The sequence below is a fragment of the Acidiphilium sp. genome (genome assembly GCF_049977125.1).
GTDB lineage: Bacteria > Pseudomonadota > Alphaproteobacteria > Acetobacterales > Acetobacteraceae > Acidiphilium.
In genome coordinates this window covers 1-19,815 of sequence record NZ_JBMFGY010000053.1, presented here as the reverse complement: position 1 = coordinate 19,815, position 19,815 = coordinate 1, and the positions used below count along the sequence as shown (strand labels likewise).

16 protein-coding genes are annotated in these 19,815 nt (G+C 66.2%); 13 read left to right on the top strand and 3 right to left on the bottom strand.

The window, feature by feature from the left end; translation table 11 throughout:
• On the bottom strand, window positions 1-1,429 hold a 1,429-nt coding region (locus ACP5E6_RS09965), incomplete at its 3' end, for an AAA family ATPase (protein ID WP_427954080.1).
• 146 nt (window positions 1,430-1,575) lie between these two features.
• Between ACP5E6_RS09965 and tssA the strand changes: the two genes are divergently transcribed.
• Complete coding sequence (tssA, locus tag ACP5E6_RS09960) at window positions 1,576-2,673, top strand: type VI secretion system protein TssA (RefSeq protein WP_427954079.1); 1,098 nt, start codon at window positions 1,576-1,578, stop codon at window positions 2,671-2,673.
• A 3-nt stretch (window positions 2,674-2,676) separates the two neighbouring features.
• Here the strand turns inward: tssA and ACP5E6_RS09955 are convergent, their stop codons facing one another.
• Window positions 2,677-4,443, bottom strand: coding sequence for an NF038122 family metalloprotease (locus ACP5E6_RS09955; RefSeq protein ID WP_427954078.1), 1,767 nt, complete (start codon window positions 4,441-4,443; stop codon window positions 2,677-2,679).
• Between the two features lie 248 nt (window positions 4,444-4,691).
• Here ACP5E6_RS09955 and ACP5E6_RS09950 point away from each other — a divergent pair, with 248 nt between their 5' ends.
• Genes ACP5E6_RS09950 through ACP5E6_RS09920 form a run of 7 tightly spaced genes read left to right on the top strand, consistent with a single transcriptional unit; the run spans window position 4,692 to window position 11,996 of the window.
• Entirely contained in the window at window positions 4,692-4,949 is a 258-nt protein-coding gene (locus tag ACP5E6_RS09950; protein ID WP_427954077.1) for a helix-turn-helix domain-containing protein, read from the top strand.
• Entirely contained in the window at window positions 4,946-6,970 is a 2,025-nt protein-coding gene (gene hyfB, locus ACP5E6_RS09945; protein ID WP_427954076.1) for a hydrogenase 4 subunit B, read from the top strand. Before ACP5E6_RS09950 ends, hyfB begins: the two co-directional genes overlap by 4 nt.
• Window positions 6,961-7,917 (top strand): respiratory chain complex I subunit 1 family protein, encoded by a 957-nt coding sequence (locus ACP5E6_RS09940; protein WP_427954075.1) that lies wholly within the window; start codon window positions 6,961-6,963, stop codon window positions 7,915-7,917. Before hyfB ends, ACP5E6_RS09940 begins: the two co-directional genes overlap by 10 nt.
• Window positions 7,918-7,928: 11 nt before the next feature.
• Window positions 7,929-8,603, top strand: a complete 675-nt coding sequence (locus tag ACP5E6_RS09935) for a hydrogenase-4 component E (protein ID WP_427954074.1) — start codon at window positions 7,929-7,931, stop codon at window positions 8,601-8,603.
• On the top strand, window positions 8,600-10,048 hold the full coding sequence (locus tag ACP5E6_RS09930; protein ID WP_427954073.1) for a hydrogenase 4 subunit F: 1,449 nt from the start codon (window positions 8,600-8,602) through the stop codon (window positions 10,046-10,048). The genes ACP5E6_RS09935 and ACP5E6_RS09930 overlap by 4 nt, the downstream gene beginning before the upstream one ends.
• Window positions 10,049-10,055: 7 nt before the next feature.
• On the top strand, window positions 10,056-11,459 hold the full coding sequence (locus ACP5E6_RS09925; protein WP_427954072.1) for an NADH-quinone oxidoreductase subunit C: 1,404 nt from the start codon (window positions 10,056-10,058) through the stop codon (window positions 11,457-11,459).
• Between the two features lie 6 nt (window positions 11,460-11,465).
• On the top strand, window positions 11,466-11,996 hold the full coding sequence (locus ACP5E6_RS09920) for an NADH-quinone oxidoreductase subunit B family protein (RefSeq protein WP_427954071.1): 531 nt from the start codon (window positions 11,466-11,468) through the stop codon (window positions 11,994-11,996).
• A 13-nt stretch (window positions 11,997-12,009) separates the two neighbouring features.
• Here the strand turns inward: ACP5E6_RS09920 and ubiG are convergent, their stop codons facing one another.
• Window positions 12,010-12,720, bottom strand: a complete 711-nt coding sequence (gene ubiG, locus ACP5E6_RS09915; protein ID WP_427954070.1) for a bifunctional 2-polyprenyl-6-hydroxyphenol methylase/3-demethylubiquinol 3-O-methyltransferase UbiG — start codon at window positions 12,718-12,720, stop codon at window positions 12,010-12,012.
• Between the two features lie 120 nt (window positions 12,721-12,840).
• On the opposite strand from ubiG, the gene ACP5E6_RS09910 reads away from it, so the two are divergent.
• The 5 genes from ACP5E6_RS09910 to ispG are packed head-to-tail and all read left to right on the top strand — an operon-like array spanning window position 12,841 to window position 19,720.
• Window positions 12,841-14,058 (top strand): aspartate kinase, encoded by a 1,218-nt coding sequence (locus ACP5E6_RS09910; RefSeq protein WP_427954069.1) that lies wholly within the window; start codon window positions 12,841-12,843, stop codon window positions 14,056-14,058.
• Complete coding sequence (locus ACP5E6_RS09905) at window positions 14,058-15,095, top strand: NAD(P)H-dependent flavin oxidoreductase (RefSeq protein ID WP_427954068.1); 1,038 nt, start codon at window positions 14,058-14,060, stop codon at window positions 15,093-15,095. The genes ACP5E6_RS09910 and ACP5E6_RS09905 overlap by 1 nt, the downstream gene beginning before the upstream one ends.
• On the top strand, window positions 15,073-17,340 hold the full coding sequence (locus tag ACP5E6_RS09900; RefSeq protein ID WP_427954067.1) for a phosphoenolpyruvate--protein phosphotransferase: 2,268 nt from the start codon (window positions 15,073-15,075) through the stop codon (window positions 17,338-17,340). The genes ACP5E6_RS09905 and ACP5E6_RS09900 overlap by 23 nt, the downstream gene beginning before the upstream one ends.
• Before the next feature lie 14 nt (window positions 17,341-17,354).
• Window positions 17,355-18,557, top strand: coding sequence for a helix-turn-helix domain-containing protein (locus tag ACP5E6_RS09895; RefSeq protein ID WP_427954066.1), 1,203 nt, complete (start codon window positions 17,355-17,357; stop codon window positions 18,555-18,557).
• 14 nt (window positions 18,558-18,571) lie between these two features.
• A complete protein-coding gene (gene ispG / locus ACP5E6_RS09890; protein WP_427954065.1) occupies window positions 18,572-19,720 on the top strand; it encodes a flavodoxin-dependent (E)-4-hydroxy-3-methylbut-2-enyl-diphosphate synthase in 1,149 nt (382 codons plus the stop codon).
• Window positions 19,721-19,815 lie beyond the last annotated feature (95 nt).

Genomic DNA, 19,815 nt, shown 5'->3' with positions numbered 1-19,815 from the left:
GTTCCTCGTCGAGTTCCGCCTTGCGGGCTTCATGCTCGCCGCCGCTGGCCATTTCGCGGATCAGAATACCGGTTTCGGTGTCGATCAGGTCGAGGCGGCGGCGGCGGTCTTCGATCGGGGCGGGTTCGGTGGCCTGGCTCATCGCGACGCGGGCGCAGGCGGTGTCGATCAGGGAGATCGCTTTGTCGGGCAATTGGCGCGAGGGGATGTAGCGGGCGGAGAGGCGGACGGCTTCGCTCACCGCTTCGTCGAGAATCCGGACCTTGTGATGTTTTTCGAGGGTGGCGACGAGGCCGCGGATCATCGCGGTGGCCATCGGCTCGGAGGGTTCCTCGACTTTGACGACCTGAAAGCGGCGGGCGAGCGCGGCGTCCCGCTCGAAGTATTTTTTGTATTCGGCCCAGGTGGTGGCGGCGATGGTGCGGAGTTCGCCGCGTGCGAGGGCGGGTTTGAGGAGGTTGGCCGCGTCGTTCTGGCCGGCCTGACCGCCGGCGCCGATCATGGTGTGGGCTTCGTCGATGAACAGGATGATCGGGCGGGGTGAGGCTTTGACTTCCTCGATGACGGATTTGAGGCGGTTTTCGAATTCGCCCTTCACGCCGGCGCCGGCCTGGAGCAGCGCCATGTCGAGCGTGCGGAGGATGACTTGTTTGAGCGCATCCGGCACGTCGCCTTGCGCGATTTTCAGGGCGAGGCCTTCGACCACGGCGGTTTTGCCGACGCCGGCTTCGCCGGTGAGGATGGGGTTGTTCTGGCGGCGGCGGGTCAGGATGTCGATGGTTTGGCGGATTTCGACATCGCGGCCGAGGATGGGGTCGATCCGGCCGGCGCGGGCGCGGGCGGTGAGGTCTTCGGTGAACTGGTCGAGCGCGGCCGAGCCGCCGGGGCGGGGGGTGCCGTCATCGGCGCCGGTGGCGGGGGCGCCGTCGGTTGCCAGCGTGGCACTGTGGGCTTCGGATGAATTTGCCGTGATCGTCAGAATATCACGTTTCAGCGCGTCCGGCTGGATTTTCAGGAGCTGGCTGGAGGCTTCGCGGGCGCGGCGGGCGAGGGTTTCGTCCGACAGCAGCGCCCAGAGCAGGTGGCCGGAGCGGGTGCGCGAGAGGCCGTGCTCGATCGAGGCGAGCAGCCAGGCTTGTTTGGCGAGCTCGATCACATCCGGTGCCAGGGCGGGGGCGCGGGCGTTGCCGGTTTTCAGTTTGTCGAGCGCGCGGTTGAGGTCGATCAGGAAACGACCGTGGTCGATCTCGTAATGGCGGAGGATCAGGGGAATGTCGGTGTCGGTGCCATCGGCGAGTTTGAGCAGCCAGTGTTCGATCTCGACATTGTAATGGCTGCGCGAGAGCGTGAGGCCCGCCGCGGCTTCGAGGCTGCGGCGGCACGGGTCGTTCAATCGCGCAATCAGCGATTTGAGATCGATGGCCGCCATCCGCTCCCCTCACTGACCGACGGTTATGTCGGTTATTACGACTAAAGAATGTTCTGGTTGAATATTATGAGTTAATATTCGACTTGTCCAGATTAAGAACTTGCAACAAGATGATGGTATGACCTCTGTCACACTGGATGTTATGCATGGCAATCAACATTAATGAATTGTTAGAACCTATTGCCGCCGACGCGCCGTGCGGCGCTGATCTGCGGGCGGATTATACGGCGCAATCGATCTATTACCGGCTGCGCGACGCGCGATCGGACGCGCGGGCGGCGGAACGGGCGGCGGATGCGGATGCGTCGCTCGAACCGGAGGTGGCGCCGCATTGGCGGAATGTCTTGCAATTGTCACGCGCGGCGCTGGTGCGCGCGCATGATCTGGAGATCGCCTGCTGGCTGACCGAGGCGCTGGTGCGCGATGCCGGGCTGGGCGGGCTGGCCGAAGGGGCGGCGCTGCTCGAATCCTATGCCGCGCACTATTGGGATGTCGTGCATCCGCTGCCCGATGAGGACGGCATGGAGACGCGGCTGGCGCCGGTGGCCGGGTTGAACGGGGTGGGTGGCGACGGCACGCTGATCCAGCCGTTGCGCAAGCTGGCGCTGTTCACCGCCGGGGATGGCGCGGTGGTGATGCTGTTTCAGTATCAGCAGGCCGAGGAGACCGCCGGGCTGGGCGATGCCAAGCGCCGGGCGGCGCGGCTGGCGGCGGGGGTGGCGGATTTCGCGAAGTTGGAAAACGAGGCGCGGGCGGCGGGGGTGGCGCATTTCACCGCCCTCGCGCAGGCGGCGCAGGGGGCGCTGGCGGCGTGGCAGGCGATGGCGGCGCGGTTCGATGCGGTGGCGGGGGCGGACTCGCCGCCGACCAGCCGGGTGAGCGAGATCATCGGGCAGATTATTCAGATCGCGCGGCGGTATGCGCCGGCGGTGGCGGTTGAGGCGGCGGCGATCGCTGCGGGGATGGCGGATGACATGGCTGAGGCGGGCGGCAACGAGGGGGCGGGCGGGATCGAGGCAGGGACAAAGGGGGGGGTGCGGACGCGCGAGGATGCGCTGGCGCAATTGAGCGAGATTGCCGCGTTTTTCCGGCGCACCGAGCCGCAATCGCCGATCGCGCTGACTCTGGATGAGGCGGTGCGGCGGGCGCGGCTGCCCTGGCCGCAGCTGATCGAGGATATTCTGGCCGATGCCGCGGTGCGACAGGCGATGCTGACGGCGCTGGGGATCAAGCCGGTTGGGTGAGGTTCAGGTGACGCTGGTGCCGCCGATCGTGTAGGTCAGGCTGTTCGATTGCACACCGAGAAGGGTGATCCTTGTGCCATCGTTCAAGGTGATCAGCGCGCCGGCGGCCCCGGCATAGGTGGTGTTGGCGACGGATTGGATCACGGCGTTGTCGGTCGTGTCGATCGTGCCGGTGATCTGGCCGAAATTGGTCACCACCGCGCTGGCGCCGCCGAGCGATGAGCCCATGAAGAAGATGTTGGTGGCGCCGGGGATGGTGGAGCCGGTGATGGTGGCAGTGCCGGCGCTGCCGAAGAAATATTGGGTGCCGGCGCCGTTGGCGATCATCAGGTCGCCGGCGGCGCCGGGATTGCAGTCGAACAAATTGGTGCCGGTGCCGGGATTGGCGATCAGGGTTTCGTTGCCGACGCCGGCGAAGAGGTAGTTGGTCTGCGCGGAATTGACGATGACCAGGGAGTTGGTGCCGCCGCCGGTGGCGAACAGCGCGCCGCTGCCGCCGATGATCGAGTTGTTGCCGGCGGTGCCGCCGGTGACGGTGCCGCCGCCGGCGCCGCCGCTCATGGTGACCGATCCCTCATTGTCGACGAGGGAGACCGGGGCGCTCGAGGCGTTGATGAAATCGATCTGTCCGGCATAGCCGATGGCGTTGAAGCCGAAGACCGAGGCCGAGCCGGTGGCGATGATCGTGTCGGTGCCGGCGAGGTCGGCGAGTTTGGCGGTGGTGCTGCCGGAGATTGTGACCGCGTTGCCGCCGTTCAGCGTGGCCTGATAGCTGCCGCCGCCGCCGAGCACGGTGGCAAGATCGCTCGCCAGCGTGGCGGTGATGGTGGCCGGGAGCGCCGGCGCGGTGCCGGGGGCGACCATGGCGAAACCGAGGGCGTTCATCATGGTGACGTCGTTGGCCGAGATTGTCGCGAAGCCGAGCGGCGCCTGAAGGTTGAGCGCGTCGTAGCGGCTGACGGCGGCGTTCCAGTCGGCATGGCTGGGGCCGGCGAAGGTTTCGAGCGCGGTCAGACCATCGTTGGTGGAGAAATATGGCAGGGCGGCGCTGTAGGAACCGCCGCCAAAATCGGCGCCGGCGATTTCGAGCGTGCCGGGGGCGGTGAAGCGGAACAGGTTGAGCGGGCCGAACTCGTAGAGGCCGGCGATTTTCGAGACATTGTCGGTGACGCGGCCGAGCGCGTGGGTGAGTTCGTGCAGGGCGACACCGACGAAATCCTCCTCCGAGGGGTTGGCGTTGGCGGTGGTGATCGCGGTGCCGTAATTGGCGTTGGTGGTGTAGAAACTGTTGAAGGTGATCGAGCCGTTGTAGGGGTTGGAATTGCCGGTCGGCAGGCCCCAGGCTTTTTCCTCGGATGCCGAGACGAATACCTGGCCATAGACGCCGCTCGGCAGGGTTGCGGGCAGGACGCTCGCGAGCGCGGGGTCGTTGGCGGTGAGATGCTGTTCGACCTGGGCGAGCGGCAGGGCATAGATATAGCCGGGCGTGCCGGTGGCGAGGTCGCCATTCGCACCTTGATCGGTCATCGCGACGCCGATGGTGATGGTGACCGGGTCCTGGATCAGCGCGCCGAGATACTGGGCGGCAGCGGTCAGGGCCGTTTGCGCCTGACTTGAGAGCGTGGTGCCGGGTTCGCTGATCAGGTCGAACACCATGTGTCCGTCCGTGGTGGGCGCGGGCGGCGCGGTGGTCGGGCTGGCGAGGGTGACGCCGAGGCTGAGGACGGGTTGGGCTGACGAGACGGTGGTGAGGTTGGTAACGCCGCTCATACGCTGACTCCTGCACATTATTAACCAAATCATTAGTTAATAATTGGTCGATATTGGCGCTTTGACGTTTTGTCAGCGTTAGTGACCTACTCTATGCTGTATAATTCTTAACGAATGATGTCCGGGACCGGCGATGATCGGGTGGGTCATCGGGCCGGGCGGAAGCAAGGCTGATGTGTGGATTCGGCACAGCATCGGGATGAAAAATGGTTTATCAATTTTTTTATGGTTTTTTTGATGTTTGAAACATGATTTCTGCTGGTCAACTCAAGGCTGCCCGCGCGCTTCTGGGGATTGATCAGAAGGAGCTGGCGGAACTCGCTGGTCTGTCGTTGCCGACGATCCAGCGGATGGAGGGCAGCGACGGGGTGATTCGCGGCAATGTGGATTCGTTGATGAAACTGCTCGATGCGCTCGATCGCGCCGGTGTGATCGTGATCCGGCCGGGCGATGCGCTGGATGGCGCCGCAGGGCGCGGCGTTCGCCTCCGGAGTGACGCGTTGTGACCCCGGTTATCCTGGTCTGCGCGCTGGCGTGGCTGGTTCTGGGCGGGGCGGGGGTGGCGCTTGGCCGCCGGCCGATCGGCCGGGTGGTGGTATATGGCGGATCGCTCGGCGTCGCGCTGGTGGCGCTGGTGGCTTCGGTGGCGCAGTTGGGGTTGGGCCTCGCGCCGGAGACGGCGGTGGTGCTGCCGATCGGCCTGCCGCGGTTGGGCATGCATTTCTCGATGGACGCGCTGGCGGCGGCGTTTCTGATCATTGTGGATCTCGGGGCGGCGGCGGCGAGTTTGTTCGGGCTCGGTTATGGCCGGCACGAGCATGAGCCGTGGCGGATTCTGCCGTTCTATCCGGTGTTTCTGGCGGCGATGAACCTGGTGGTGATCGCGGCCGATGCCTACGGGTTTCTGCTGTGCTGGGAGGTGATGTCGCTGGCGTCCTGGGCGCTGGTGATGGCGCATCACACCGAGGCGGAGACGCGGCGGGCCGGGATTATTTATTTGTTGATGGCGAGCGCCGGCACGCTGGCGCTGCTGCTGTGTTTCGGCCTGCTCGCGGGGGCGGCGGGCAATTATTCATTCGCCGCCATGCAGAGCATGCATCGTGCGTCCTGGACCGGGGCGGCGGTGATGATTCTGGCGTTGCTCGGCGCGGGGTCGAAGGCGGGGCTGGTGCCGCTGCATGTGTGGCTGCCGCGCGCGCATCCCGCCGCCCCGAGCCATGTTTCGGCGCTGATGAGCGGGGTGATGACCAAGGTGGCGATCTATGCGTTCATCCGCATCGTGTTCGATCTGGCCGGACCCGCCGCCTGGTGGTGGGGGCTGGTGGTGCTGCTGGTCGGCGGGGTGACGGCGGTGCTCGGCGTGCTGTATGCGTTGATGGAAGACGATATCAAGACGATCCTGGCTTATAGCACGATCGAGAATGTCGGGTTGATTTTCGTCGGGCTGGGCCTCGCGCTGGCGTTCAAGGCCGATGGCATGATGGTCGCCGCGGCGCTGGCGCTGGCGGCGGCGCTGTTTCATGCGATGAACCACATGCTGTTCAAATCGACGCTGTTTTTTGGCGCGGGCGCGATCCAGCACGCCACCGGCACGCGCGATCTGGGGCAATTGGGCGGGCTGATCCATCGGATGAAGATCAGCGCGGTGCCGATGCTGATCGCGGCGATGGCGATCGCGGCGCTGCCGCCGCTCAACGGGTTCGCCTCGGAATGGCTGCTGTTGCAGGCGATCCTGCTGAGCCCGGCGCTGCCGCAATTTGGTTTGAAACTGGCGGTGCCGGCGATCGGCGCGCTGGTGGCGCTGGCCGCCGCGTTTGCCTCGGCCTGTTTCGTGCGGTTGTTCGGCATCGCCTATCTCGGCCGGGCGCGCAGCGCGCGTGCCGCCACCGCGCAGGAGACCGACGCCCTCTCGCGCGCCGCGATGATCGGGTTGGCGGCGCTGTGCGTCGCCGCCGGTCTGCTGCCGGGGCTGGTGATCGATTTGTTTGCGCCGGTGACGCATGAATTGCTCGGCGCGCGCGTGCCGACGCAGGCGGGTTTGTCGTGGTTGACGATCATTCCGGTCAGGGCCAGCCAGAGTTCGTATGATCCGCTGCTGATCGCGATGTTCATTGCGATCAGCGCCGGCGCGGCCGCGCTGGCGCTGCGCCGGTTCGGCTCGCGCATCACCCGCCGCGCGCCGGCCTGGGGCTGCGGCTATCAGGAGTTCGGCCCGCCTTCGGGCACGCTGGTGACGCAATATTCGCCGTCGGGCTTCGCCCAGCCGATCCGCCGGGTGTTCGCCGCCGTGGTGTTTCGCGCGCGCGATGATGTGGTGATGCCGCCACCGGGGGAGATGACCCCTGCCCGGCTTGGCCTGCGCTGGACCGATCCGGCCTGGGGCGTGATTTATACGCCGCTGGTCGGCGGGATCGGCTGGATCGCCGACCGGGCGAACCGGCTGCAGTTCCTGACCATCCGGCGCTATCTCGCCTTCGTGTTCATGGCGCTGGTCGCCCTGCTCGCCTGGATCGCGCTATGGGGTTGATCACGCCGTTGCTGCTGCAATTTTTCCAGATGGCGCTGATGCTCGCGCTGGCGCCGCTGCTCGCGGGGGGCGTGCGGGTGCTGAAGGCGCGGCTGCAACGAAGGGCCGGGCCGCCGGTCTTGCAGATCTATCGCGATCTGGCCAAGCTGATCGGCAAAGACTCGATCGTCGCCACCGATGCGTCATGGATATTTCGCGCCGCGCCCTATCTGATTTTCGCGACGACCTGGGTATCGGCCTCGCTGGTGCCGAGTTTTGGCACCAATCTGCTGTTTTCATGGTCGGGCGACCTGATCGTGATCGTGGCGCTGCTCGGCACGGCGCGGTTTTTCCAGATGCTGGCCGCGCTCGACATCGGCACCGCGTTCGGCGGTCTGGGGGCGAGCCGCGAGGCGATGTTCGCCTCGCTCGCCGAACCGGCGATGCTGATGATTGTGTTCACCGTGGCGCTGGTGGCCGGATCGAGCCAGTTGTCGGTGATCGCGACGTTCATGCATGGCGGCACACAGGGGTTGCGCCTGTCGCTGGCGATGGGGCTGGTGGCGCTGGTGATCGTGTCGCTGGCGGAGACCGGGCGGTTTCCGGTCGATAATCCCGCGACCCATCTGGAACTGACCATGGTGCATGAGGCGATGGTGCTGGAATATTCCGGGCGGCATCTGGCGCTGATCGAGCTTGCCCACGCGCTCAAGCTCACGCTGTATCTGTCGCTGATCGCGTGTATTTTTGCACCGATCGCGATCGCCGGCCCCGGCGCCCTGCCCTGGGCATTGCTGCTCGGGCTGCTCGCCTATCTGGCGAAGCTGACGATCGGTTCGGTATTGCTCGCGATTTTCGAGACCGCGATCGCCAAGATGCGCGTCTTCCGGGTGCCGAATTTCCTCGGCGCCGCCCTGATGCTCGGGTTGCTGGGCACGCTGCTGTTGTTTGTATCGGCCAGTTTGTGATGGATCATGTGATGTCCCTGATCTCGCCGGCAACCTCGCTGAGCATCGCCCATGTGCTGGCCGGCGCGCTGGTGCTGGTGAGTTTCATGATGCTGTATCAGGACCGGCTGTCCTCGGTGATCAACGTGCTGGCGCTGCATGCCGCCGTGCTCGGCCTCGCCGTGGGATGGCAGGCCTATATCCAGCACGCGCCCGAGCTTTACATCACCGCCGGACTGGCACTCGGGTTCAAGGCGATCGTCATTCCGATCGCGTTGCACCGGATGGTCGAGCGGCTCGGGATTCATCGTCAGGTCGAGGCGGTCGGCGGGATCAGCCTGACCATGCTGGGCGGGATCGGGCTGGTTGCGTTATCGATGGTGGTGATGCTGCGGACCGCCGCCCATGCCGATGCGCTGGCGCGCGAGGATGTGGCGCTCGCGCTCTCGGTGATTTTGCTCGGCATGCTGATGATGGTGACGCGGCGCAACGCGGTGAGCCAGATCGCGGGGTTCATGTCGCTGGAAAACGGCCTGATCCTGGCCGCCGCCGGGGCGCAGGGGATGCCGCTGGTGGTGGAGATCAGCGTCGCTTTCTCGATCCTGATCGCCTTTATCGTGATCGGGGTGTTTCTGTTCCGCATTCGCGAGCGATTCGACACGGTGGACAGCACCGCCCTCGATGCGTTTCGCGGAGAGGTTTCATGAGCGGCGTGGCGTTCGACGCGGTGATCGCCACCATCGCCATTCCGGCGGTGGCGGCGATGGTGCTTGCGGTGGTGCCGGCGTGGCGGCTGGCCTCGCGGATCAATGTGGCCGCGAGTTTCCTCACCATCGCCGCGTCCTGCGTGCTGCTCTGGCACCGGCCGGCGCCGGGCACGCTGTTCCTGATCGATGATCTGAACATCGTGTTCCTGCTGCTGAACGGCTTCGTCGGTTTCACCACCAGCGTGTTCAGCGCGAGCTATATCGCGCATGAATTACAGACCGGGCATCTGACGCCGCGGTATCTGCGGTTCTATCATGCGATGTATCAGGTGATGATGGTGGGGATGAACCTCGCGCTGATCACCAACAATCTGGGGCTGATGTGGTTCGGCGTCGAACTCGCGACGCTTTCGACCGTGATGATGGTGGGGATTTATCGCACCCCCGCCTCGATCGAGGCGTCGTGGAAATATCTCATTCTCGGCAGCGTCGGCATCGCGCTCGCGCTGTTCGGCACCATCCTGATCTATCTGGCGGCCAAGCCGGTGCTCGGCGTCGGCATGGGGGCGATGCAATGGACCAATCTGCTGGGCCATGCCGCAAGGCTCGACCCGGCGCTGCTGAATGTGGGGTTCATTTTCCTGCTGATCGGCTATGGCACCAAGGCCGGGCTGGTGCCGATGCATGCCTGGCTGCCCGATGCCCATGCCGAGGGGCCGACGCCGATTTCGGCCGTGCTGTCGGGGCTGCTGCTCAATGTCGCCCTCTATGCGATCCTGCGGTTCAAGGTGTTGCTGGCGATGAGTCATGCGACGATCGAGCCGGGTATCCTGATGATCGGGGTCGGGCTGCTTTCGTTGTTTTTCGCCGGGATCATGCTGTATCGGCGGCGCGACATCAAACGCATGTTCGCCTATTCCTCGATCGAGCACATGGGCATCATCGCCTTCGCCTTCGGCATTGGCGGGCCGCTCGGCAATATTGCGGGATTGCTGCAAATGATGATGCACTCGCTGACCAAATCCGCGATTTTCTTCTCGGTCGGGCATATCGCGCAGGCCAAGGGCACCCAGAAGATCGCGGCGATCACCGGCCTGACCAAAAGCCACCCGCTGCTCGGCTGGACTCTGGTGGCCGGGGTCGCCGCCATCGCCGGGCTGCCGCCGTTCGGTATTTTTACCTCGGAATTCCTGCTGATCACCTCGACCTTCGCACAGGCGCCGGTGCTGGCGGTGCTGCTGGGGTTGGGCATTCTGCTCGCGTTCGGCGCGCTGTTGCTGCGGATGACCTCGGTGTGTTTCGGTGAGCCGAGCGAGGGGTCGCATGCGATCACCGCCTCGTCGGTGCCGATTTTTCTGCATCTCGGCATCGTGCTGCTGATCGGCATCGCGATGCCGGCGTTTTTATATGCCTGGTTTGCCCATGTCGCGACCTTGTTGGGATGAGATGGCGATGATGGTCGATCAAACCAGCTGGCAGGACGCCGCGGCCGATCTGGCGCGCGGGGAGTCGGTGTTCGTTGCCCTCTGGGCCGAGCCGGCGGGCGATGGGCGCGTGGTGCATCTGGCCGGGCGGCCCCGCGGATCGGGGGCGGTGAGCGTGCTCAGCCTGATGGCCGATGCGGGGCATTTCCCCTCGATCGCGCGGCATCATCCGGGGGCGGGCCTGATGGAACGGGCCTTGTGCGACCTGCACGGGCTGATCGCCGATGGCGCGCCGGACCCGCGGCCCTGGCTCGATCATCGCGGCGCCTATGCGTTCAAACCGGTGAGCGGGGCGGGGGTTCATCAAATTCCGGTCGGCCCGGTGCATGCCGGCACGATCGAGCCGGGGCATTTCCGGTTCTCGGTCAATGGCGACACTATCGTGCGGCTCGAGGCGCGGCTCGGCTATGCCCATAAGGGCACGATCGGGTTGATGCGGGGCCGGACGATCGATCATGCGGCGCTGCTGGCGGGGCGGATTTCCGGCGATTCGACGGTGGGCTACGCCTTCGCCTTCGCCCGCGCGGTGGAGCAGGCGCTCGGCATCGCGCCACCGCCGCGCGCCGCCGCGCTGCGCGGCATCATGGCCGAGCTTGAACGCCTGGCCAATCATTTCGGCGACATCGGCGCGATCTGCAACGACAGCGGGTTTCCGCTGATGAACGCGCTGACCGCCGTGCTGCGCGAACGGGTATTGCGCCTGTCCGCCACATGTTTCGGTCATCGGCTGATGATGGACCGGATCATCCCCGGCGGGGTCGCGGCCGATCTGGCCGAGGCCGACGCCCTGCTGATCCAAACCACGCTCGCCGCGTTGCGCGCGCCGTGGGGGCGTTTGTTCGAACTCTATGAAAAGACCGCTTCGTTGCAGGATCGCGTGGTGACCAGCGGGCGGCTCGACCCGGCGATCGCCCAACGGCTCGGCTGCGGCGGCTATGTTGGCCGCGCCTCGGGCCAGGATTTCGACGCGCGGCGCGATGCGCCCTACCCGCCCTATGATCCGATGACCCTTGCCGTGCCGGGGTTCACCGCCGGCGATGTCGATGCGCGAATCCGGCTGCGCGTCGCGGAGCTGGATCAGAGCATCGCGCTGATCCTCGAGCTGTTGGCGGGCCTGCCGCAAGGCGCGCTGCGGATCACCCTGCCGGAGACGTCCAGCGCCCGCACCGGCCATGCGCTGATCGAAGGGTTTCGCGGCGATATTTTCGCCCATGTCCGGCTGCGGGGCGGTCTGGTCGAGGATGTGATGCTGCGCGATCCGTCGTGGTTTTTCTGGCCGGCGCTGGAGACCGCGATCGAGGGCAATATCGTCGCGGATTTTCCGCTCTGCAATAAATCGTTCAACCCGAGTTATTCCGGCTGCGACCTGTAGGTTCCCATGCGCAAAACCCTGATCGAGAGTCTGTTTCGCGGCAAGCTGACCGAACCGCCGCCGCTGGTGACCGACGCGGAAAAAGCGGCGCTGGCGGGGGAACTCGACCGCGTCGCCCGGCAGCTTCTGGGGCGCTCGCTGTCGATCCGCGAGGTCGATGCCGGGTCGTGCAATGGCTGCGAGCTGGAAATCATCGCGCTGAGCAACGCCTTTTATGATCTGGAGCGATTCGGGCTGAAATTCGTCGCCTCGCCCCGCCATGCCGATGTGCTGATGGTGACCGGGCCGACCACCAGCACTATGCGCGAGGCGCTGCATTTGACGTATCAGGCGATGCCGGCGCCGAAATTCGTCGTCGCGATCGGCGACTGCGCCTGCAGCGGCGGATTATTCGCTGACAGCCCCGCCTGCGCGGGGGCGCTCGATCGGTTATTGCCGGTCGATCTGCGGATACCGGGATGCCCGCCTGACCCGGTGACGCTGCTGAAGGGGTTGATCGGCTTGTGCCAGAGCCATCTCCCGCCCCGGGCGGCGTGAGGGCGGGCAGCAATCAGTTCCGCGCGAGCGCGATATAGTTCACCGACAGATTGCGCGCGGCGCGGAAGCCGCCGGTCAGGGGGGTGGGCACCAGGCCGGCGATGTCGCTCAGGCAAAGTCCGGCGTTACGGCACAGGATGGCGAGTTCGCCGGGGGTGATGAAGCGCGACCAGGCGTGGGTGCCGACCGGGAGCAGGCGGAGGAGATATTCGGCGCCGAGTTTGGCGATGGCGAAGGATTGCGCGGTGCGGTTCAGCGTCGAGATGAAGAGGAGGCCGCCGGGTTCGAGCAGGGCGGCGAGGTCGTTGAGGAAGCCCTGCGGGTCGGGCACGTGTTCGATCACTTCGAGCGCGGTGATGACCGGGAACCGGAGTCCTTCGGCGCGCAGATCGGTGGTTTCGGCTGCGCGGTAGGTGATGGTCAGACCCTGAGCCGCCGCATGGGCGCGGGCGACCTCGATGGTCTCGGGCGCGGCATCGATGCCGGTGACGCGGCAGCCCGCGCGGGCAAGGCTTTCGGAGAGGAGACCGGCGCCGCAGCCGACATCGAGCAGACGGACCGGCCCGGTGGCGTATTGGGCGCGGATTCGCTGCATGATCCAGGCGGCGCGGGCGGGATTCATGGCGTGGAGCGGGCGCATCGGGCCTGACCGGTCCCACCAGCGGCTGGCCAGAGCGTCGAATTTGCCGACCTCGCTCGGGTCGGCGGATGATTGTCGTGCCATGGTGTTCATGCGTCCTCGCATTGCTCTCTGCCGCCTCGCCCGTTATGTGAGCGCGCGGGGGCGAAGCGGCAAGCGTGCCGGGAGCGCCGGCAAGATTTCCACGGCAACGAACGGATCGTTATGGCGCGTATCGTGATGAAATTCGGCGGCACATCGGTCGCCGATCTGGAGCGGATTCGCAATGTCGCGGCGCGGGTGAAACGCGCGGTGGATGCGGGGGATGAAGTGGCCGTGGTGACCTCGGCGATGGCGGGGGCGACCAACCAGCTCGTGGCGTGGTGCCAGGATTTGTCGCCTCTGTATGACGCGCGGGAATATGACACGGTGGTGGCGACCGGCGAGCAGGTGACGGTGGGGTTGCTCGCGATCGCGTTGCAGACGCTTGGGGTCGAGGCGCGGTCCTGGACCGGCTGGCAGATCCCGGTGGCGACCGATGGGCAGCACGGCAAGGCGCGGATCAATTCGATCGACGGGGCGGAGCTGATCCGGCGGATGCAGGCGGGTCAGGTACCGGTGATCGCGGGGTTTCAGGGGATTGGGCCGGACAAGCGGATCACGACGCTGGGGCGCGGCGGGTCGGATACCTCGGCGGTCGCGGTGGCGGCGGCGATCGGGGCGGATCGGTGCGACATTTATACCGATGTCGACGGGATCTACACCACCGATCCGCGGATCGTGCGCAAGGCGCGTAAACTTGCCGCCATCACCTATGAGGAGATGTTGGAGCTGGCTTCGGTCGGTGCCAAGGTGTTGCAGACAAGGTCGGTCGAGCTGGCGATGAAGGAACGCGTGCGGGTTCAGGTCCTCTCCAGTTTTTCGGACGCAGAGGGAACCCTGGTCGTTGATGAGGATGAGATCGTGGAACAGGAAATCGTCGCCGGCATCGCCTATTCGCGGGATGAGGCGAAAGTCACCATCCGGCGGGTGCCGGACCGGCCGGGGGTTGCGGCGTCGGTGTTCGGGCCGCTGGCCGAGGCGAGCATCAATGTCGATATGATCGTGCAGAACGTCTCCGAGGATGGCACGACCGATATGACGTTCACGCTGAACAAGACCGAACTGCCGCGCGCGCGGGCGGTGCTTGAGTCGATGCATGACGAAATCCAGTATGCCGAGCTTTCGATCGATGCGGATGTCGCGAAGATTTCGGTGGTGGGGGTCGGGATGCGCAGCCATGCCGGGGTGGCGGGGACGATGTTTCGCGCGCTCGCCGGGCGGGGGATCAATATTCTCGTGATCTCGACCAGCGAGATCAAGGTGAGCGTGCTGATCGCCGCCGAATATACCGAGTTGGCGGTGCGGGCGCTGCATACCGCCTATGGGTTGGACGTGGTCTGATGGGTATTCTGGGTCATCTCTGGGCGCGCGGCTGTGCCTTCCTCGGCACCGAGACCGCGATCATGGGCGGGGCGATGAGCTGGGTGAGCGAGCGGCATCTGGTCTCGGCGATTTCCAACGCGGGCGGGTTCGGCGTGATCGCCTGCGGTTCGATGAACCCGGCCCTGCTCGATGCCGAAATCACCGCGACCAAGGCGCTGACGCGCAAGCCGTTCGGGGTCAATCTGATCACGATGCATCCGCAACTGCTCGAATTGATCGAGGTGTGCATCCGCCATGAGATCGGCCATGTGGTGCTGGCCGGCGGCGTGCCGTCGGGTGCGGCGGTGCGGGCGGTGCGCGACAGCGGGGCGAAGCTGGTTTGTTTCGCGCCGGCTCTGGTGCTGGCGAAGCGGCTGATCAAATCCGGGGCGGATGCGCTGGTGATCGAAGGCTCCGAGGCCGGCGGGCATATCGGCCCGGTGTCGCTGACCGTGCTGGCGCAGGAAATTCTGCCGGTGATCCGCGAGGTGCCGGTGTTCGTCGCCGGCGGGATCGGGCGGGGCGAGGCGATTCTGGCGTTTCTGGAAATGGGGGCGTCGGGCGTGCAACTCGGCACGCGGTTCGCCGCGGCGAGCGAGAGCATTGCACATGCGAATTTCAAGGCGGCGTTCATCCGGGCGAATGCGCGCGATGCGGTGCCCTCGGTGCAGCTCGATCCGCAGTTTCCGGTGATTCCGGTGCGTGGTCTGGCCAATGACGGGACGCGGAATTTCCTGGCGCATCAGGCGGCGACGCTGAAGCGGTTTCAGGACGGCGAGTTGACCAGGGAGGCGGCGCAGCTTTCGATCGAGCATTTCTGGGCCGGGGCGCTGCGGCGCGCGGTGATTGAGGGGGATGTCGAGCAGGGATCGGTGATGGCGGGGCAGTCGGTCGGGATGGTGACCGAAATCCAGCCGGTCGCCGCGATCATCGCCGAGCTGATCGGCCAGGCCGAGGCCGCCTATACCGCCCGCAGCATGAACAATTCGCCGGATGCCCGAAGCCACGCTGCCTGATCCCGTGTCCAGCGCAATCGACGAACCGCTCGCAGCGGCGCGGCGATTGTTCGCGAAGCTGCGCGAGCGGCTGGCCGCCGGCAATTCCAGCCTGGCGGAGCTGACGGAACTGATCGCGAGCGAACTCAGCCTGGAGGTCTGCTCGATCTATGTCGCGCGGCCGGGCGAAATGCTCGAACTCGCCGCCACCCATGGGTTGCGGATCGGCGCGGTCGGGCGCACGCGCCTGCGCGTCGGCGAGGGGATCATTGGTCTTGCCGCGGCCAAGGGCGAGTTGATGAACCTGCCTGATGCGCAGAATCACCCGGAATTCGCCTATCGGCCGGAAACCGGCGAGGAGCGCTACGCCTCGATGCTGGCGGTGCCGATCCGGCGGGCGGGGCGCACGCTCGGGGTGATCGCGGTGCAGAGCACCGATCCGCGGATCTATTCGCCGATGGAGGCCGAAACGATCTCGACCCTCGCGATGCTGCTGGGCGAGATTCTCTCAGCACAGGGGGCTGCCAATATTCCGGCCGGTGGTCTGGGTGATCAGCTCTCGCGGCGGTATGCGGGCCATCCGCTGGCCTCCGGCATTGTGCGCGGCATTGCCCTGCCGTTCGGCCGTTCGACCGGCGCGCGCCATGTTCTGGCCGATGATCCGGGGCGCGAACTCGTCCGGCTCGATCAGGCGATGGCCGACGCCGAACGATCGCTCGATAGTCTGATGGCCGAGCATATGCCGAAGGGTCACGCCACGCGCGAGGTGCTTGAGGCGTATCGGCTGATCTCGCAGGGGACCGGCTGGATCGAGCGGGTGCGTAGCGCGATCAACGACGGGCTGACGGCGGAAGCCGCGGTCGATCAGGTGGGATCGGAATTGCGGCGGCGGATGCGCAAGATCGCCGATCCGTATCTGCGCGAGCGGCTGGCCGATGTCGAGGACATGATCGAGCGGATGCTGACCGCCCTGGGCGCCGGCACCGCCAAGCCCGACGATGCCGGCGGGATGATCCTGATCGTGCGGCGGCTGGGACCGGCGGAATTGCTGGACTGGCACCGGCGCGGGATTGCCGGGGTGGCGATCGAGGAGGCGAGCGCGGGCGGGCACGCCGCGATTCTGGCGCGCGCGCTTGAGATTCCCGCCCTGGCGGTCGAGGCGGGCGCGACCGAGGCGGCGCAACAGGGCGATGATGTTCTGCTCGATGCGGAATCCGGCGCCTTGATCCTGCGGCCGGACCCGGAAGTGATCGCGCTGTACGACCGTGCGCTCGCGGCTCGTTCCTCGCGTGCCGCCGAGTTGAGCGTGTATCGTGACCGGCCGGCGATGACGATCGACGGTACCCGGCTGACGTTGATGCTGAATGTCGGCCTCGCGTTCGAACTCGATCAGCTGGCGCGTACCGGGGCGGAGGGGATCGGGCTGTACCGGACTGAAATTGCAGCATTGGCGGCGGCACGGGTGCCGGGCGTCGCGGCGCAGGCCGCCGATTACCGGCGGGTGATCGAACGCGCCGGCGGGCAGCGCGTGGTGTTCCGCACGCTCGATCTGGGCGCGGATAAAATGCTGCCGGGCGAGGCGGATGAGGTGGTGGAAAACCCGGCGATGGGCTGGCGCTCGCTGCGGGTCGGGCTGGATCGGCCGGCGATCCTGCGCAAGCAGCTGCGCGCGCTTTTGATGGGGGCGGCCGGACACCGGCTGTCGGTGATGTTTCCGATGGTGGCGACGGTGGCGGAGTTTCGCGCCGCGCGTGACCTGCTGGACGCCGAGGCCGCCAAGCTGATCGACAAGCCGACCGAAATCGAGGTCGGCACCATGCTCGAAGTGCCGGCATTGCTGTTCCAATTGCCGGGATTGCTGGCCGAGGCGGATTTCATCTCGCTCGGCACCAATGATCTGATGCAGTTTCTGTTCGCGGCCGATCGGGGGACACCGAAACTCGCGGGACGCTATGACGTTCTCTCGGCGCCCGTGCTGGAATTGATCGAGGGTCTGGCGGCGGCCTGCGGCGAGGAGGAGGTTGGATTTTCGATCTGTGGCGAAGCGGCGGGGCGGCCGCTCGACGCGCTGGTGTTCGCTGCCATCGGGGTCAATACGCTGTCGATGGCCGGCACCTCGATCCTGCCGGTCAAGGCGTTGCTCGCCGCGACCGATCTGGCCACGATGCGACCGGTGCTGCGCGAATTGCGCCGCGCTGGCGCCGCGGGGGGCTCGCTGCGCGAGCCGTTGATCGCGTGGGCGCGCGAACATGGTTTGCCGATCTGAACGGTTCGGGGTAGATGAATATCTTGATTGGCAATGACGATGCGCCGCCGACGCCCTTGGTGGTGGACGTACGGGTGATGTCTGCGATGAACAGTATGAACGGCAGCCGCGACAATGACATGGCGATCCCTGACTATCAGGGCTCCGGCCTCAGCGGTCCCGCGCGGGTGGGAAACGAGCTGCGCGGCGTGCGCGAGCGGCTGGGCTGGAAATTGCCGGATCTGGCGGCGCGGCTGAAAATCCGGCTGCCGTTTCTCGAAGCGATCGAGGCGGGCGATCTGGCCGCCCTGCCCGCCCCGGCCTATGCCGCCGGCTTCATCCGCTCCTACGCCGAGACGATGGGGCTCGACCCCGAGGAAATCCTGCGCCGGTTTCGCGCCGAAGGCATGACCAAGCCCAAGCAGCCGCATCTGACGTTTCCTGAGCCGGTGCCCGACCGGGCGGTGCCGCCGGGCGCCATTGTGTTCCTGGTCGCGGTGATCGGGATCGGGGCCTATTTTCTCTGGTATCGCCATTCCGAGCATGAGCTGAAAATGGCGCAGATGGTCCCCGCCGTGCCGGCCCGGCTGGCGCCGCTGGCGGTGCCGAAACCACCGGTGCCGAAACCGGCATCGAAGCCCGTGGTCCTGACGCCGACCCCCGCCGCCACGCAGGCCGCCCCGCCATCAGCGATGGCGAGTGCTGCGACACCTGCCCTGGCGCCAGTATCGTCGGCATCGCCGCAGCCGCCATCAGCCCCCGCCGCATCGCCGCCCACCGGCGCGGCGACGACCGGCACGAGCAGCGTTGCTTCGCCCCCCCTGCCCGGCAGCAGCGCGCTGGCGACGGCCTCAACATCACCATCCCCGACCAGCCCGACCAGCCCGGATCAGACCGCATCGGCCGCGGCAACGACGGCGCGCAACCCTCTGGTGATCAGCGCCACGGCCAATAGCTGGGTGCAGGTGCAAGGACCGACCGGCACCATTCTGTTCAGCCGGGTGCTGAAGGCGGGCGACACCTGGCCGGTTCCCGATGAGCCGGGCCTGACCCTCACCACGGGCAATGCCGGCGGCACCGTGCTGGTGCATAACGGCGTCGCCGGAACGCCGCTCGGCTCCGATGGCGCCGTGATACGGAAAATCCCGCTTACCCCCGCCGCACCCGCCGCCGCGGCCGGCCCCCCGCCAGCATCGGGTACCGCGCCGCCACAATCCGCCGCCACCCCGGCCCCTTAACGCGAAAGCTCGCCATGAATTATCGTGAATATCAGATGATCTCCCGCCGCAAATCCCGCCAGATCAGCGTGGGACCCGTCAAGGTCGGCGGCGATGCGCCGGTCACGGTGCAGACCATGACGAATACGCTGACCGACGATGTCGCCGCGACGGTGGCGCAGATCCACCGCGCCGAACGCGCCGGGGTCGATATCGTGCGGGTCTCCTGCCCTGATGAAGCCGCGACCGCCGCGCTCGCGGATATTGTGCGCCAGGTCAATGTGCCGATCGTCGCGGATATTCATTTTCATTACAAGCGCGCGATCGAGGCCGCCAAGGCCGGCGCGGCCTGCCTGCGGATCAACCCCGGCAATATCGGCAGCGCCGATCGGGTGCGCGAGGTGGTCACCGCCGCGCGTGACTACGGCTGTTCGATCCGCATCGGGGTCAATGCCGGGTCGCTGGAGCGGCATCTGCTTGAAAAATACGGCGAACCGAACCCGGAGGCCCTGGTGGAATCGGCGCTCGAACACGCCAAGATCCTGCAGGACCATGATTTCCACGAATTCAAGATCAGCGTGAAGGCCTCGGATGTGTTCATGGCGGTTGCGGCCTACCAGCAGCTGGCGGAGGTGTGCGATCATCCGCTCCATATCGGCATCACCGAAGCGGGTGGCCGGCGCACCGGAACGGTTAAATCGTCGATCGGGCTGGGCTCGCTGCTCTGGGCCGGCATCGGCGACACCATGCGGGTCTCGCTCTCGGCCGAACCTGAGGAAGAGGTTCTGGTCGGCTGGGATATTCTGAAATCATTGGGCATCCGCCACCGCGGCGTGCGGATCATTTCCTGCCCGTCCTGCGCGCGCCAGGGTTTCAACGTGATCGACACGGTGGCGAAGCTGGAAGACCGGCTGGCCCATATCGAGACGCCGATCACCCTCTCGATCATCGGATGCGTCGTGAACGGGCCGGGTGAGGCGCTGATGACCGACCTCGGCGTGACCGGCGGCGGCAACGGGCGGCATATGATCTATGCGGCGGGCAAGACCGACCACACGATCGAGGGCGATGCCATGATCGATCACGTCGTGGATCTGGTCGAACGGCGCGCGGCGGCATTGCAGGCCGAGGCCGCGCTCGCCAAGGCCACCCAGAGCCAGGCAGCGGCACAGGCGGCGGAATAACGCTGGCTTCCAGGTCGCGCGCTGGAGCATGACGGCTTTAGAGCGTTATGCTTTCGCGCGATTTCAGGCGGTGAGACGCAGATAGATCCGCGTCA

What these genes read in the sequence shown, in the direction of transcription:
- ACP5E6_RS09940 (WP_427954075.1), top strand. Translation starts at nt 6,961, where the DNA reads ATGGGGTTGATCACGCCGTTGCTGCTGCAATTTTTCCAGATGGCGCTG.
- ACP5E6_RS09930 (WP_427954073.1), top strand. Translation starts at nt 8,600, where the DNA reads ATGAGCGGCGTGGCGTTCGACGCGGTGATCGCCACCATCGCCATTCCG.
- ACP5E6_RS09910 (WP_427954069.1), top strand. Translation starts at nt 12,841, where the DNA reads ATGGCGCGTATCGTGATGAAATTCGGCGGCACATCGGTCGCCGATCTG.
- ACP5E6_RS09950 (WP_427954077.1), top strand. Translation starts at nt 4,692, where the DNA reads ATGATTTCTGCTGGTCAACTCAAGGCTGCCCGCGCGCTTCTGGGGATT.
- ACP5E6_RS09925 (WP_427954072.1), top strand. Translation starts at nt 10,056, where the DNA reads ATGATGGTCGATCAAACCAGCTGGCAGGACGCCGCGGCCGATCTGGCG.
- ACP5E6_RS09955 (WP_427954078.1), bottom strand. Translation starts at nt 4,443, where the DNA reads ATGAGCGGCGTTACCAACCTCACCACCGTCTCGTCAGCCCAACCCGTC.
- ACP5E6_RS09905 (WP_427954068.1), top strand. Translation starts at nt 14,058, where the DNA reads ATGGGTATTCTGGGTCATCTCTGGGCGCGCGGCTGTGCCTTCCTCGGC.
- tssA (WP_427954079.1), top strand. Translation starts at nt 1,576, where the DNA reads ATGGCAATCAACATTAATGAATTGTTAGAACCTATTGCCGCCGACGCG.
- ACP5E6_RS09935 (WP_427954074.1), top strand. Translation starts at nt 7,929, where the DNA reads ATGTCCCTGATCTCGCCGGCAACCTCGCTGAGCATCGCCCATGTGCTG.
- ACP5E6_RS09900 (WP_427954067.1), top strand. Translation starts at nt 15,073, where the DNA reads ATGCCCGAAGCCACGCTGCCTGATCCCGTGTCCAGCGCAATCGACGAA.
- ACP5E6_RS09920 (WP_427954071.1), top strand. Translation starts at nt 11,466, where the DNA reads ATGCGCAAAACCCTGATCGAGAGTCTGTTTCGCGGCAAGCTGACCGAA.
- ubiG (WP_427954070.1), bottom strand. Translation starts at nt 12,720, where the DNA reads ATGGCACGACAATCATCCGCCGACCCGAGCGAGGTCGGCAAATTCGAC.
- ispG (WP_427954065.1), top strand. Translation starts at nt 18,572, where the DNA reads ATGAATTATCGTGAATATCAGATGATCTCCCGCCGCAAATCCCGCCAG.
- ACP5E6_RS09895 (WP_427954066.1), top strand. Translation starts at nt 17,355, where the DNA reads ATGAATATCTTGATTGGCAATGACGATGCGCCGCCGACGCCCTTGGTG.